This window comes from Polyangium jinanense (genome assembly GCF_028435265.1).
Classification (GTDB): Bacteria; Myxococcota_A; Polyangia; order Polyangiales; family Polyangiaceae; genus Polyangium; species Polyangium jinanense.
In genome coordinates this window covers 1-15,600 of the sequence record NZ_JAGTJK010000109.1, presented here as the reverse complement: position 1 = coordinate 15,600, position 15,600 = coordinate 1, and the positions used below count along the sequence as shown (strand labels likewise).

General features: G+C 68.4%; 9 protein-coding genes. 5 read left to right on the top strand and 4 right to left on the bottom strand.

Annotation, left to right across the window (positions count from 1 at the left end):
• The first annotated feature begins 103 nt into the window (after positions 1-103).
• Positions 104-1,498 (top strand): aminotransferase-like domain-containing protein, encoded by a 1,395-nt coding sequence (locus KEG38_RS53665; protein WP_272428870.1) that lies wholly within the window; start codon positions 104-106, stop codon positions 1,496-1,498.
• Positions 1,495-3,735, top strand: a complete 2,241-nt coding sequence (locus tag KEG38_RS53660) for a S9 family peptidase (protein WP_272428868.1) — start codon at positions 1,495-1,497, stop codon at positions 3,733-3,735. Before KEG38_RS53665 ends, KEG38_RS53660 begins: the two co-directional genes overlap by 4 nt.
• A gap of 84 nt (positions 3,736-3,819) precedes the next feature.
• On the opposite strand, the gene KEG38_RS53655 is transcribed toward KEG38_RS53660, so the two are convergent.
• On the bottom strand, positions 3,820-9,243 hold the full coding sequence (locus KEG38_RS53655) for an AAA family ATPase (protein WP_272428866.1): 5,424 nt from the start codon (positions 9,241-9,243) through the stop codon (positions 3,820-3,822).
• Between the two features lie 511 nt (positions 9,244-9,754).
• Positions 9,755-10,912 carry a trypsin-like serine peptidase gene (locus KEG38_RS53650; RefSeq protein ID WP_272428864.1) on the bottom strand — a complete coding sequence of 386 codons (1,158 nt, stop codon included), beginning with the start codon at positions 10,910-10,912 and terminating at the stop codon, positions 9,755-9,757.
• A 244-nt stretch (positions 10,913-11,156) separates the two neighbouring features.
• Here KEG38_RS53650 and KEG38_RS53645 point away from each other — a divergent pair, with 244 nt between their 5' ends.
• Positions 11,157-11,972: a hypothetical protein gene (locus tag KEG38_RS53645; protein ID WP_272428862.1), complete on the top strand. Its 816-nt coding sequence runs from the start codon at positions 11,157-11,159 to the stop codon at positions 11,970-11,972.
• Positions 11,959-12,204, top strand: a complete 246-nt coding sequence (locus tag KEG38_RS53640) for a hypothetical protein (RefSeq protein WP_272428860.1) — start codon at positions 11,959-11,961, stop codon at positions 12,202-12,204. The genes KEG38_RS53645 and KEG38_RS53640 overlap by 14 nt, the downstream gene beginning before the upstream one ends.
• A gap of 333 nt (positions 12,205-12,537) precedes the next feature.
• Here KEG38_RS53640 and KEG38_RS53635 read toward each other — a convergent pair whose 3' ends face one another.
• On the bottom strand, positions 12,538-13,296 hold the full coding sequence (locus KEG38_RS53635) for a hypothetical protein (RefSeq protein WP_272428858.1): 759 nt from the start codon (positions 13,294-13,296) through the stop codon (positions 12,538-12,540).
• A gap of 607 nt (positions 13,297-13,903) precedes the next feature.
• Between KEG38_RS53635 and KEG38_RS53630 the strand changes: the two genes are divergently transcribed.
• On the top strand, positions 13,904-14,605 hold the full coding sequence (locus KEG38_RS53630; protein ID WP_272428857.1) for a hypothetical protein: 702 nt from the start codon (positions 13,904-13,906) through the stop codon (positions 14,603-14,605).
• A gap of 18 nt (positions 14,606-14,623) precedes the next feature.
• On the opposite strand, the gene KEG38_RS53625 is transcribed toward KEG38_RS53630, so the two are convergent.
• A complete protein-coding gene (locus KEG38_RS53625; protein ID WP_272428855.1) occupies positions 14,624-15,130 on the bottom strand; it encodes a hypothetical protein in 507 nt (168 codons plus the stop codon).
• Positions 15,131-15,600 lie beyond the last annotated feature (470 nt).

Here is a 15,600-nt window from a genome sequence, read left to right as displayed (position 1 = left end):
GCTGCTCCAGCAGGCGGCCGCGTCGAGTGCGCCGCCCCGCCCCGCCTTCTGGGCCCGGAAGATTGTACTATGACAATTCATGAAAGTACACTAGTACATGTCCATGCCCAGCCATGCCTGGAAACCACGCCTTCGACGCTCCAGCGGGCCGCTGTACGTGGCGATCGTCGACGCGCTCGCGGCCGACATCAGCGCCGGCAAGCTGCGCGCAGGCGACCGACTTCCCACGCACCGCGAGCTCGCGAACGCGGTCGGGGCGTCGCTCGGAACCATCACCCGCGCGTATGCCGAAGCGGAGCGACGCGGGCTCGTTCGTGGCCAGGTCGGGAGTGGTACATTCGTAAACAATCTCACCGATCGCAACGCGTACTCGCCCATGCTCGACCGGGATCGAATCGATCTCGGCCCGACCGCGGCGCCGATCATGTCTGGCGATCTCGGACATTGCGCGCTCGCCGCTGCACTCGCTGAGCTGAGCTCACGCGCGGACCTCGCCGCGCTGAGCGGCTACCAGTCGCATGGCGGTACCATGGCGCAACGGGCCGCTGGCGCGCGCTGGCTCGGGTCGACCGGAGTCGTCGCGTCCCCCGATGAGATCACCGTGTGCAGCGGTGCGCAGCATGCCACCGTGATCTTGCTGTCGGCGCTCGCGACGACGACCGGCGTGCTCGTCGAGGAGCTCACCTATCCCGGGGCGCTCGGCGCCGCGCAGTGGCTCCGGCTGCCGACGCATCCCGTTGCGGTCGATGAGGATGGGCTCATCCCCGATGCGCTCGCGCAGGCATGCCGTTCGAGCGGGGCCAAAGTGCTTTATTGCACCCCGACGAACCACAACCCGACCACCTCGATCATGCCGCTCGAGCGTCGGCAGGAGGTCGTGACGATCTGCCGCAGGTATGGGGTCACGATCATCGAGAACGGCGCGCTCGCTCCGCTCGTCTGCGACGCGCCGCCGCCGCTTTCCGCGCTCGCCCCCGAGACGACGTACTACATCGGTAGCCTGTCGAAGGCGACGGTCCCTGCCCTCCGTGTCGGCTTCATTCGTTCCCCGCTCGAGGCTCGATGCAGCCTCGAGATCGCTGCCGGAGCGACCGTCTGGTCGGGCTCGCCCTTGCTGGCCGAGATCGCGACGCAATGGATTCACGACGGCAGGGCGGCAGCCATTCGAGACGCGCGGCGCAGCGAGGCCGCCGCCCGCCAAACGATCGCAGCGGAGATATTGAAGAATCATCCGTATCTCGCGCATCCCACCGCGTATTTCCTCTGGATGAGGATTCCGGAGCACCGGCGGGCGCTGGAGCTTTTGGAGCAGGCAGCCGCGCGGAACGTGTTGATCGGGCCGGCGCACGTGTTCGCCGCCCGCGCCGGGTGCGCGCCCAACGCCATTCGGGTATCGCTCGGCGCGGCGAGATCTCGCAACGAGCTCGAGCGGGGCCTCGCGGTGCTGGCGAAGCTGCTCGACGAATCGCCCACCTCACCCTGGAGTGTCATGCCATGAGACAGCTCGTCGTGTTCGTGATCGCGGTCATCGGCTGCCAGCCTACGACGACGGCGACGCAGCCTCCCACGACGGCCACGGCCCAAGGCGATCCATTGCAAGCGCGACTCGATGTCGCCGAGAAGTATTACCGCTTCATCGAGCGCATTCGAGACACGCTCGTCGCGCCGCGATGGCTCCCCGATCGCGATCAATTCGTGTACTGGTCTGCGGTCGGTCCGCATCGCGGGACGTGGGTCCTGGTCGACGCGCAGGAGCGGACGATGGTACCCGTCCTGCCCCGCGACGCGCTTTCGGCCCAGCTCTCGCAGGTGGTCGGGCAGAAGGTCCAGCTACCGGACAACCTCGGATTCGTGCTCGCTCCCGGGCTCGCTCCCGATCAGCACAGGATCGTCTTCCAGCTTCAGGACCGGTCGTTCGCGCTCGGACTATCCGATCGTCGCGTCGTGGCCCTCGCCCCGACCGATCGCGCCGCGTTGATGCTGTCCGCGAGCCATCACCTGTCTTCCGATGGCCGAACCGTCGCGGTCCAGCGCGGATCTGGGTTCGCCGTGGTCGGCAGCGATGGCAATACGCTGCTGGAGCAACGCGGGGAAGAGAATTACGAGTGGCAGATCCCCGAGCGGGCGTGGTCTCCCGACGGTCGGTTCCTCCTGGTCTTTCGCAACGACATGCGCGGCGTCCACAAGATACCGATCGTCGATTACGCATATGAAACGGGCATCGAGCGGGTGAAGATGGTGCCCTATTCCAAGGTCGGGACCCCCTTGAGGCGTTCGGAGCTCTACGTGGTCGAGCCTGCGAAAGGCCGCGTGACCCAAGTTCCGCCCGCGCCCGGGGAGACCTACGATTGGTTTTCGGGCTGGCGCCCCGATGGCAGCGAAGCGCTCGTGCTCCATCTGTCCCGTGATGGCAAGCGGCTGGAACTCTCGGCGGTGGAGCCCGAGGCCGGCAAGACCCGCCTCGTGCTGCGTGAGGACCGACCGAGCAGCTTCGTCGGTGCGCTCGACTTTGCGGAGAACGGGTGGTCGCTGCAGGTCACTCCGCTCGAGGACAACAAGCGCTTCCTGTGGATGTCCGAGCGCGACGGCTTTCGGCACGTCTATCTGTACGATTACGCGGGGACACTCGAGCGTCAGGTCACCAGCGGCCCGTTTCCCGTGCATCGAGTGCTCGGCGTCGCTCCGAAAGCAGACGCGATCTTCCTGCTGGCCTCTGCCGACAGCGCGGCTCCCTACGACCGACTGCTTTATCGCGCGAGCCTCGCCGGAGGGGACCTGAAGCGGTTGTCACCGGACCCCGGCATCCACCGGATCACCCTCGCGCCGTCGGGGCGCTACTACATCGATGGCCATTCCACGCGCGTGCAACCGCGGGTATGGGACGTGGGTTCGACCGACGGCGGGGCCCCGTTCCGCTACGCCGAAGCGGACACGACCGCGCTCGCGGAGTTGCATTATTCTCCGCCGGAGCCCCTCACGGTCCTGGCTGCCGATGGCGTGACCCAGCTGTATGGCGTGCTGCACAAGCCGTGGGACTTCGATCCGAAAAAGCATTACCCGGTCATCGACGTCATCTACGCCGGTCCGTGGATATCGGTCGTGCCCTGGAGCTTCGTCGGCACCGAGGAGTCGCGGTGGGCGAATTCGCTGGCGCAGATGGGCTTCGTCGTGATGGTGCTCGATGCGCGCGGCACACCGGGGCGAAGCAAGGCCTTTCAAGACGCGAACTATGGGCGCGTGGGACAGACCGAGATCCCCGATCACGTCGCCGGACTGCGGCAGGCGGCCGCCACGCGGCCCTACATGGATCTGAGCCGCGTCGGGATCTACGGCCACTCCTGGGGCGGCTATTTCGCGCTTCGCGGCATGCTGACCGCGCCGGAGCTGTTCAAGGCAGGTTATGCTGGGGCGCCCGGGGCCCTCGAGGAGGAGGCGGTCATCATGGAGCCGAATCTGGGTCTCGTGAGCGAAAATCGAGCCGGCTACGAAGCAGGGTCCAACGTGTCGCTCGCGCGAAACCTGCGCGGTGCGCTCAAGATGATGCATGGCACGAGCGACGTGAACGCGTCCGTGTCCACGACGATGCGCATGGCCGAGGCCTTGATTCGCGAAGGCAAACACTTCGAGCTGCTCATCATGCCCGGACAGCCACATAGCCCCAAGGGGTCGGCATTCCAGTATTACAAGGACGACGTGCACCGGTTCTTCGTCAAGGAGCTGGGGGGTCCGCGCTGAGGATGTCCGGAGCTGGCGCTCGCCCGTTTGGGAGTGTGCGGCCTGCGCCTGCCCTTTGCGCACGCGACGCGGCAGCGGACACGCCTACCCGCACGGCAACTCGACCGTAAACGTCGCCCCGTGCCCGGGCTCGCTCCGCACGCGGATCGTCCCGCCGTGGGCCTCCACGATCTGACGGGCGATGAACAACCCGAGCCCGAGGCCGCCGACGCTGTGGCTCGACACGGCGCGCTCGAAGCGCTCGAAGATCCGGGCCTGATCGTCCTTGGGAATGCCGATCCCGCGGTCCTCCACCCAGAGCTCGGCCCGCGGGCCCACGCGGCGCACGCCGACGGTGATGGGCTTGCCCATGCCGTACTTGATCGCGTTCGTCAGCAGGTTGACGAGGACCTGCTCGACGCGGAACCGATCCCACCGGCCGACGACGGGCTCGAAGGCGACGAGGTCGACCGTCAGGCCCGCGGCCGTGACCTCGTGCTGGAGGCCTTCGACGGCCTCACGCGCCAGCGTGGTGAGATCCACGTCCTCGAGCTTCAGCGAAAGCTTGCCGGCGCCGATGCGGACGACGTCGAGCAGCTCGCCGACGAGCTTCTCGAGCCGCTCGACGCTGTGGTCCGCGATGTCCAGCAGGCGGGGCAAGCCCTGGAGCCTCGGGTGCGCGGACAGCGCGGGATCCTCGAGGCGCCGGCGCAGGAGCTGCACCTGCAGCCGGAGCGGGGTGAGCGGCGTGTTCAGCTCGTGCGAGGCGATGTCGAGGAACTCGTCGCGGCTCCGAAGCGCCTCCTGGGCCTCGTGGAGCAGGCGCTCGCGCTCCTTCTCCGCCTCGACGCGCTGGGTGATGTCCGTGGAGATCCCGCACACGCCGTACGCGGCGCCCGTGGCGTCGCGGAGAGGCACCTTCACGGAGAGATGGGTGTGCAGGCCGTCCGCGAAAGGCATCGGCTCTTCCACCTCCAGCGGCGCCATCGATGCGAGGACGTTCCGGTCGTTACGACTCAGGCTCTCGGCAATGTCCGCGGGGAAGAGCTCCTCGTTGGTCCGGCCGACGGCGTCGTCGCGACCGATCACCTCCGCGAGCCGCCGGTTGACGAGCAGGTGCCGGCCCTCGAGGTCCTTCACGTAGATGAGCGCCGTGGTGTTGTCGACGACGGCACGAAGCTGCGCCTCGCTTCGGTGGAGCGCGTCGTACAGGATGGCGTTCTGCAGGGAGATCGCGGCCTGCGAGGCCAGGAGCTCGACGACCATGAGGCGCTCCCGGGTGAAGGCGCCGGGGACGAGATCGTTCTCGAGGTAGAGCACGCCGATGACGTGGGCCTGCTGCACGATGGGCAGGCACAAGATCGCCCTCGAGCCGTGGGATTCGAGGTAGGGATCCCGCGAGAAGAGGCTCGGCTGCGCGGCGTCGTCGAGGATCACCGTCTCCCGGCTCCGGCGCACGTAGTTGACGATCGACGCGGGGACGGCCGACGCCGTCGGGCTCTGGGCGGCGACGCGCACGACGACCCCCGCCGGGCCGGAAGACGCCTCGGCCTCGATGCGGAGCTCGTCGTCGCGGGCGAGGAGGAGCAGCCCTCGCTGCGCGCCCGCCCGCTGCACCAGCGCGCGCATCAAGGTCTCGAGGAGGCGCGCGAGATCGATCTCCGTGGAGATGGCCTGCGAGGTCCGGAGCACGGCCATGAGATCGAGCTGCTCGGGCCGGGGCACGAGGGCGGCGGCGAGCGGCGCATGGCCGCCGTCGAACACGCCCGGATGACGACGCTCGAGCTCGGCGACCTTGGCGTGGGCGCCCCACTCGGCATACCCGTTCCTGGCCTCGCGCAGGTACGCGCCCCCGCTCGTCTCCGAGCCGCGGCGGAGGTAGAAGCGACCCGCGAGCTCGTTGGCGAGGGCCTCGTTCTGGATGTAGCCATGGCGCCGAGCGGCGCGTACCGCGTCATCGTAGGCGCGCATGGCGTCGAGCGGGCGATCCTCGACACGCGCACGCTCGGCCACGCAGAGGGCGTGCTTGTGGCCGAAGTTCTCGGGGCAGGCCTCCGCCCACGCGCCGAGCTTGTGCTCGTGCGCGCGGAGGGCCTCGAGGATCGCCGGGCGCTCTTCGGCGTCCGCGTCGTCGTGGTGGCCGGCGAGCGCGAGCGCGCCGTAGAACCAGAACTCGGGCTCCTGGACGTGGGCCACCGTCGACCAGAGCAGCGCCCGGGCACGCTCGGCGGCGGCGACGGCGCCGCGGAAATCCCCCGCGAAGACACGCGCGGTGAGCTGCATGATGTAGTGCCAGCACGTGACGACCGCCCAGGGATACCCATCCATGACGGCGTCGCGGGCGGCCTCGTCGCGGGCGCGCCCGTCCGGCGTCGCGCGCCCGCGCAGGCTGTCGACGAGGTCCTGGATGTCGAGGATGACCTGCGTCGAGGCGTCGAACCCCGCTCGCCGGGTGAACGACAGGCGGCGCTCCGCCTCCGCGGAAACCTGATCGAGCGGGTGGCCGAGGAGGAGCCGGTCGACGACGATGCGGTTGCAGCAATAACAGGCGAAGGTCACGTCGCCGGTCTCGAGCGCGGCGCGGAAGGCGGTGTCCAGGTAAGGGAGGCTTTCCTTGAGGTGATGCGTCCAGAAGAGCGTGTTGTCGCCGAAGATCGAACTGATCTTGGCCTTGTACGCCGTGCTCCGCCGCCTCTCCATGAGGTCGTAGCCGAGCTTGCCGAACCGATGACCCTCCCGGTACCGCCCGAACGCCGGACCGAGGCTCATCCCGAAGTAGGCATACGCCAGCGCGGAAGCGTCGGAGTTGCCGTGGCGCAAGCTCTGGTTGACCATCGAGCAGTAGACCAGGATCGACAGGTTGGGATCGGTGTTCAGGGCCGGCGCGAAGAGGACGGCGAGGATGTCCTGCGCCGCGGCGATCTCGGGGTCGGTCATCTCCGGGAGATCGATGAGGTCCTCGATGGCCCGGTCGCCGAGCAGGTGGAAGACACGCTCACGCTCGCGCTCCACCTCCGCGCGCGTGGGGTGCGCCGGGATGACGATCCCGAAAAGCGAGAGCCCGCGGAGCCCGCGGGCGACGGCCTCGTCGAGGTCGTCCATGCTCGTGTAGAGGTCGACCTCCAGGCGCCGGATCGCCGCCTCTTCCAGCCTGCTCGCGGCGTGGGGCGCGAGCGTCGAGAGCAGCTCGGCCGCGCCGGGGAGGTCGCCGCGGAGGTAGGTGCAGGTGGCGAGCTCGAAGTGCAGAGCGTAGGCCAGCGCGTGCTGCGCTCGGAAGGGCTCGGGGCCGAGCATCCGCACCCCCGCGGCGAGGTAGCCTGAGGCACTCACGTACGCGGTCGAGGCCCGGGCCCGCCGGCCCGCGACGAGGTCGAGGCGGGCAAGGCGCTCGCGCTCCTCCGCATCGGAGAGGAGGGCGCCGCCGAGGTTGTACTGATGGACAATCTCGAACACCCGCGCCTCGACGTCCTCGGGCCGCGTCGCCTCGAGCAGGGTGCGGCCGATCGCGAGGTGCGTCGCGGCCCGCTGGTCCTCCGGGATCAGGAGATAAGCAGCCTCCCGCACCCGATCGTGGAGGAAGCGATACGTGTCGCCGACGCGGCTCATGAGGCCGGCGTGAAGCGCGCCCCAGAGGACGCCGTGGAGGTCGCGCGCGGACATGCGGCTCGCGGCGGCGAGCGTGCCCATGTCGACCTCGCAGCCGAGGCAGGCGGCCTGAACCACGGTGGCGCGGGTCTCGGGGCTGAGCCGAGCGACCTTGGCGGCCATGAGGTCGACCACGTTGTCGGTGAACGGCGCGGCCCGGATGGAGCCGAGGTCCCAGGTCCACGCGCGCGCCTCCCGATCGAAGGAGATGAGCGCGCGCTCGTGGAGCGCGGCGAGGAACTGCAGGACGAAGAAGGGGTTGTTGCCGGTCTTCTCTTCGACGAGGGCCGAGAGCGGGCGGGCCCGCGCGGCGTCGCACTGGAGCGTGTCGGCGACGATCCGGTGCACGTCCTCGGAGGTGAGCGGGGCGAGGACGATGTCGGAGACCCGCGCGCCGGCCGTGCGGATCGCCGAGATCACGAGGGACAGCGGGTGCGCCGGCGTGACCTCGTTGTCGCGATAAGCGCCGACGAGGAGCAGGTGCTTCGTGTCGGGGTGGGTGAGGATCTCCTGGATCAACGCGAGGCTTTCGGCGTCAGCCCATTGCAGGTCGTCGAGGAAGAGGAGGAGGGGCCGCCCCTCGGCCGTGAAGGTCGAGAGGAAGCGGCGAAAGACCATGTGGAAGCGGCTTTTCTCCTCGGTGAGGGGCAGCGCCGCAACGGCGGGCTGCTCGCCGAGGACGAGCGAAAGCTCCGGGATCAGGTCGACGAGGATCTGGGCATTCGGCCCGAGGGCCTCCGAGAGCCGCTCGCGAAAGGAGGCGATCTTCTCCTCGCTCTCCGTGAGGACCCGGCGGATGAGCTGGACGAAGGCCCGGACGACGGTGGCATAGGGGACGTCTCGCTCGGTCTCCTCGAACTTGCCGGCGAGAAAGCTCCCGCGCGCCGTGGCAACAGGCATGTCGAGCTCGCGGACCAGCGAGCTCTTGCCAATGCCCGAATATCCGGAGACGAGCACGAGCTCGGGCTCGCCGGTCGCCACGACGCGCTCGAAATGCGCAAGGAGCGTCCGGCTCTCGTGGTCACGGCCATAAAGCTTCTGGGGGAGGTGAAATTGCTCCGAGACGTCCTCGCGGCCCAGCGGGAAAGGAAGGATGGCGCCGGTCTCATCCCATTGCGCGAGGCAAATCGCGAGGTCATGGGCGAGCCCGCGGGCCGTCTGATAACGATCCTCCGCGACCTTGGAGAGGAGCTTTTGCACGATGGCCGAGACCGGCCCGGGTATCCGAGGCACAATCTCGTGCGGCGGTCTTGGCGATCCCGCGATGTGGCAGTGGACCCACTCGAGGAGATCGAAGGCGCGAAAAGGCAGGTTGCCCGTGAGCATTTCGTAGAAGGTGACGCCGAGGGAGTAAAGATCGGTCCGGTGGTCGATGGCCCGGTTCATCCGCCCGGTCTGCTCCGGCGACATGTACGGGAACGATCCCTCGATGGAGCTCGCCGGATCAGCCTCCTGGTACTCACGCGGGAGGAGCGAGGCGATCCCGAGCTCGGTGAGTCTGACCTGCGCCGTCTCGACGTCGACGAGGATGTTATCCGGCCGGATGTCCTTGTGGATGACGTGGCGCTCGTGCACCCCAGCGAGCGCCTCCGCAGTCTTTTCAGCAATCCGGAGGAAGCGGCCGACATCCATGGGGACGCCGACGAGGTGGCTCAGCGGGACGCCGCGGAAGTCCTCGAAAACCAGGACCGTGCGTTCGGCCCACCGCGTCAGCGCAATCGGGTGGAGGACAAGGCCCGCGTCGAGGTCGCGGGCGAGCGTCCGCTCATGCTCGAGCTGGCGGAGGGTCTCAGGAGAAGGGTGCTTGACCGCAGGGTACTTGAGGAGGACCGTCCGATTCTGATCCCCCCGCACAGCACGCTGGAAGATGAACCGATCGCTCACGCGAACGGTGTCAATGATCGTAAATTCGGCGAGGGCCTCCACTTCGTTCTTTATGTACCGCGTTCGGGAGCCCACGCACGGAGCAAGCGCGCAGGCGAGCGTCGTCGTGCTCGCCCGGAAGCGGGGACGGAAGCAAGCCCGGCCATGGCTCGTGGTGATCAGGCTCGACCATGCACGCACCCGATGGCTCATCTGGAGGCGCCGCGCCGGGGCGCTGCCCCGGGCCCCGCGGGGGCTGTTCGCCCCTCGACCCGAACCAGGGCAAGCCCTGGACCGTTCGGGGAAGAACTGCGCGATGCGCAGTTCTTCCCACAGGCCGGTGGCAAGACCATGAAGGTGCATTTCACGCTGGCGACGGGCACGTTGCCCGCTGGCAGGGTCGTCGCTGTTCGATGAACTGCGCATCGCGCAGTTCATCGACCCCGAGTCCAGCGCTTGCGCTGGTCCGGGTCCAGGGGTGGACAACCCCTGGTCGGGGTCCGGGGTGAAACCCCGGCGCAGCGCGGGCGGCTCAATAGCAGTCGTGGTCGAAGTAGGCGCTTGGGAAGTCGCCGATCCAGTCGCAGATCGTGCTGGCCGAGCTGCTCGTGAGCCGCTTGGCGATTGTCCGGTGGGTTGCCACGTCGGCGCCCTTGTGGACGAGGTACACGATATTCGACCGGTACCATGGCATCCCGCTCTGACCTGGCTGGCCATCGAGCCAGCTATAGCCCCAGAACTCCTCGTACTGGCTCATGTTCGACGGCTGCCAGTACTGGTACCCATCGCATCTGCCCCACGGCGCGTCCCAACCCCCGCTGCCAGACACTGGCGCGTTGTAGCAGGGGGCCTGGGGCACGGGGTAGCCGCGGCCGTCGATGAGCGTGTCCTCGTAGCTGCCGGAGAACCCGAACCACCCCACCGAAAAGGACGAGTCGGCCGTGACGATCATGGCGTAATCGAACTTGACCTTGTCCTCCGTCGTCGTCGCGTTGACGTACCCATTCGGGACAATGCCGTTCGTGACGCTGATCGTGCCATACGGGGGAGCCGTCCCACTGCCCTGCTGGGCCGGGACGACGTTCGAGGGGAGGGACCAGCCGGCGCCAATCGTGTAAATGCAGTGCGCCGCCGTGAGCACGTGCCGCGGCCCGACGAACACGCCCGAGCAACTCCCCGTCCCAGTAAACGCCACCGCGGCGCGCGCCGGGTACGTCGTGCTCGTGAACGGGAAGCGCTGATCGGGCAGGTCGACGCCCTGGAGCCAGAACGCGGTCGGCGCGATGTTCTGCTCGCCTCCGTTCGCGCGTAGCGCGTCCGCTCCCTCCGGGTCGCCGGGGTTTTGCGCGCGCGCCCCCGCACGCTCCGCCGCGCCGGGCGCGAAGCCCCCGGGGTTCGCGTCGATGGGCACGTCGCTGCGCCTCCGGAGTGCGGGCGCCCGCTCGCGGAACAGCCGCCCGTCCGCGGTCACCATCAGGGCGTCCGAGCCATCGTCCCCGCTGGCCTTCGCCGGGTCGAGCTTATGGCTGTCGATCACCTCCGGCTCGTCGGTCACCCCCGGGGACGCTGCCAGGATCTCGGCCTGCCCCATCAGCTCGAAGCGCGGAGGGGCCGCTCTCTCGGCCTCGATGTCTTGCTGGCCGCAGCCAGCCGCAAGGAAAAGGGCAAACCACCCGATCGATCGATTCATGCGTTGTCCTCCTCCTGGGCCGGAGTGCAGCACGCATGCCACCTTCGGATCGGTCGCAAATCAGCCTGGAATGGGGCCAGCGCTCCTCGTCGGAGATCGGGTGGACCGGGGTGACCGCAGGCTGGAGGTATCAGCAACCGCAGGCTGGCGCCCGCTATCTTCCCGCTCTCGTGCGGGTTCCATTCGCACGGGTCGAGGGCCGAGGCTAAGCTCCTCGCCCTCACGACCCCCGGGGCGCGACGCGATGCATCTCCTTGGACCTCTCCTCTTCACGCTTTTCGCCATCGTGGCCATCGTCATGGCCGTCATCTTCCGGAGCGGGCACCACGCCGCGCGGGCGGCCGTGGTCGGCGAGCTCGCGCGGCGCGGCATTCGCCATTACGCGCTCGGCGGCGACGGCACGCTCGTTCCCGGAGCCCCGAACGCGCTCGACGCGCCGACGTTCGGCATCCTGCTCGAGCGCAGCGACGGCATGCGCGTCTCGCTCTCGCCCAATACCACCCAGGGCGCGGCCACGTTGCCCGGCTTCGGACCGATCCATCCGCAGCTCACGCTCGTCGAGTTCGACCTCCCCCTCCCCGATCAAATGATCTGCGCGCACGACCGCGCGCAGGCAGTGTTCGGGCCCTTTCCCCCGCCCGCGCAGCGAACCGGTCACCCTCACTTCGATCAGCGCTTCGGCATTTTCGTTCGACCCGCCGAGGGGCATGGCTATCGTCCGACGCCCTCCGATCCCGCGCCCTGGGCGCGCTCGCCCTCGGCGGGCGCGCTGTTCGCCGATTTCTACACGCTCGGCTTCGTCGCGCTGCACGTGCACAGCGGGCGTGGCCGCATGCTCTTCGCGCCCCAGGCAGTCGACGGGCTGGTCGCGGCGCTCGACACGGGGGCCGCGCTCGCGCGACCGCACGAGCCGCGCGCGCCCATGCGACCGCCCACGCGCCTCCGCGACGAGCAACGCGCTCGTCGTCCTCATTTGTGTGTCCGGCTTCATGCCGCTATCAGTCGGGATACCGCTCCTCCCGCACCTCACCGAGACAGGCCTCGCGGTGGCCGGGCATGAGGTGGCGTGCCCGCGCGGCGGCACGTTCGACAAGGGGTATCGCCATCACTCCGATACGTGCAAGCTGCCCAATAACACCACGTATCGTGCCGAGAGCGGCGCCTACCTCGGATGGCAATACGCGCTGTGGTCACCGTTCGTGATCGGCATGGTCGCCGCCGCCTCGGCCGCATTCTACAAGACGCGTCGTGACGCCGCGCGCGACGTCCAGAGAAGCCTAATGCAGAGGTGAGCACCTGGGGGCGCCGCGCCGGGGCGCTGCCCCGGGCCCCGCGGGGGCTGTCCGCCCCTCGACCCGGACCAGGCACGGCCTGGACCGAGGGTGGAAGAACTGCGCGATGCGCAGTTCTTCCAGCGGGCCGGTGGCAAGACCAGCGACAGCGTTGCCCGTCACGACGGTCTTGGTTGGCAGGGCCTTCGCTGGTCTTGCCTGCGACCTGTTCGATGAACTGCGCATCGCGCAGTTCATCGACCCCGGGTCCAGCGCTTGCGCTGGTCCGGGTCGAGGGGCGGATAGCCCCTGGTGGGGCCTGGGGCAACGCCCCAGCGCAACGGCCCAGAACGGCTAGGCCTTCTTCGTCCTTCGTGTTGCGCGCGTGGCGGCGACGGCTTTTGCGTGCGCGATGGCGTCTGTCAGGGGGGCGAGCAGGGCGCGGTTCTCCATTTTGCGATCGGCGTCTCCGGGGATGTCGCGGCTTTCCACGTACTTTTTCAATCGGCCGACGAGGTGCACCCATTCTGCTTCGGCGCTCTGGCCTTTGTATACGTGCTCGACCTGGGTGCCGTGGGCGTGGACGCGGTCGGCGTAGGCTTGGTCGCTCGCGTCGAGTGCGGATTCTAGCGAATCGATCCATTCGGGGGGCAGCTTGATGCCGACCAGCGTGGATGCGTGTTCGGGGGCGCGTAACACGGTGAGTGTCGCGCGCATCCTTGCGTTTTCGTCGGGGATGCGGTCGTCGAGGAAGGCGAGTCCCTCGGGGAAGGCGGCGGTGGAAAGGACGCGGGCGGCGGAGGCGAAGATGCTGTGGCGGCGACGCCCTTCGATGGCGAGGAACGATTCGATGTGCCTTGCCCATGTATCGACGCCTTCGTCGGTGATTTCGACCTTGTCCCCGTGCGCGACGAGGGCGGCGTGGGCGGCTTTTTTTCCTAGCACGTGGGATTCGAGCCGGAGGGCGAATGCGTCGAGCTGGGGAATGAAGATATCGAGGGCTGGCTCGGCGGGGCCGAATTGTGCGCGCTCGACTAGCTTCTGTTGAAGCTTCCGGCTGATGGTGGCTTTTTCGACGCGGGAGAGCTTGGCGGGAGAGGGATGATTGGCCATGGGAGACACCTCGCTGGTTCGGGCGCGACGGCATGTCGCGCGGCGGGTTCGGGGGGGTGTTTGGCAAGGGCCGTGCCTACCTGGAATCCGCGGAAAGGCAGGCCGACGCATCGAAACGGAGCGGCGAGGTGCTCCAAAACGGAGCGGCCGTGCTCCAAAACGGAGCGGCGAGGACCCGAAGCGAGGTCCGGGCGGCCGGCGTGCGCCATGGGGAGGCCCCGAAGGCAGGTCCCCTCGGTCGGGGTGTCGCTTGGGGAGGCCCCAAAGACAGGTCCCGACGAGCGGGATGGGTCATGGGGAGGCCCCAAAGACAGGTCCCGTCGGTCGGCGTGCGCCATGGGGAGGCCCCCAAGCGAGGTCCCGACGGTCGGGGTGTCGCTTGGGGAGGCCCCAAAGGCGGGTCCCGGCGAGCGGGATGGGTCATGGGGAGGCCCCAAAGGCAGAGCCCGTCGGTCGGCAGCGCCTTTGGGGAGGCCCCCAAGGGAAGGCGGGTCGGCCCGCCGGCTGTTTGGGCAGGCCCCCAAGCGGACCACGTGGAGTGCTAGTAGCAGGAGGGAGGGTTGCGGGTGTGCGCACGTGCGCGGCTCCGCGCTTCAAGGAGGGCTTCATGTCGCTTCGAGGGACATTCTGGACAGCGGCGCTGATGGCAGGCGCGGTCGCGGGGTTTTTGGCAGCCGGGTGCGAGGCGGAGACCCGCACGTATGACAACACGGGCGGGGCGGGAGCCGGCGGCGAGCCGGCGGGGACCGGCGGCGCGCCCAGCGGTCCCGGTGGCATGGGAGGCACGGGCGGCGTCGGAGGTACGGGTGGCGCGGGTGGCGGGGGAGGCAATTGCGCGGAGCCGCTCGAAGCGACGATTTATACGATCGCCAACCCCGAGTGCGGCGCGCTGCCCCTCGGAACCGAGGCCGACGCGGTCCCCTTCGTCCTGTTCGGCGGCAATGCCATGTATACGGGCGGCGTGATCCTGCCGGGCCAGTACGAGCTCGTGAAAGTGGAGGTCTCTTATGCCGAGGCCCCTTCGAAGACGCTGCGTGTTCTCGTGTTCGACGCCGCGGGCCACGCGACGTCGAACCTGAAAGACTTCGACATCCCCGCCCTCGACGGCGCGGACCTGCAAATCTGGGGACAGGGGACCTACGTGACGGATGGTTCCACGCTCATGACCACGTATTCCGTCTGCGCGAGCTCGCATCAGCCGGCGATGTCGTTGGCGTCGTACACCGCATACACCGAGGGTTGTGACGACTTCCTCGCCATCGGCACCGCGGACAACCGCCAGACGTTGAAACGACGTCGCACGCCGTGACGGCGCGACGCGCGAGCCTCATCGGGGCGCCACGCCGAGCGCATAGCCGAGGTTCACCGTCCAGAACCCCTCGTTCGGCTGCGATGTGAAGCGCAGATCGTATTCGATCCGCGTCCCGAGGGTGAGCATCTCCGGCGACTCCAGACGGAGGCGATTCGACGTTTTTCGGTTCCTGAAATCGATGGCCAGCCCGACCTCCGCGACGGGCGAGAACATGCCGAACGAGACATCCCCATCCGCGCTGCCGAGCTGCAAGACGTTCACGCCGCCGAGGAGATATAAGCCGCCGGGATCGGGACGCAGGAGGCGGAGTCCGCCGATGAAGAGCGACGCGTCCCCTGCCCCCTCCGTCACCTTGGCGCGGAGCGCGACGTCGAGGGCCACGCGGTCATGTTCGCCGCCGATGGCGGCTTCGAGCCCCACGGACCCGCCTTGCCGGCCCCGCGCGAGCGTCGTTGATGTGGTGAAGCCACCTTCGGCCCGCAGCCATCCGCTGCAGGCAGGCGTGAATAGGAGGAGAGCCATGAGGGCCGCAAATCGAGGGCGACGCTGGTTCATTGAGGCAGTGTACATCCATTTCGGGGTCGACCGTCTCCCATCCAGGTCGAGGGCTGAGCATTGGTCTCATCTTGGGAGGCGCTGCGCTGGGGCTTTGCCCCAGACCCCACCGGGGCTATCCGCCCCTGGACCCGGGGCCTGCGCAAGCGCTGGACCCGGGGTCGATGAACTGCGCGATGCGCAGTTCATCGAACAGGCCAGGTCAAGACCCACGACGACCCTGCCCACCAAGATCGCGGCGCTGACGATTCAACAGGCAACGTGCCCGCCGCCAGCGTGCAACGCACCTTCATGGTCTTGCCACCGGCCTTGGGAAGAACTGCGCATCGCGCAGTTCTTTCCCAAATGGTCCAGGGCTTGCCCTGGTTCTGAGCATTGGTCCCATCTCCGATCGGTACATTCCCCCCCTCTGACGACATTTACCGAGTGAGATGTTG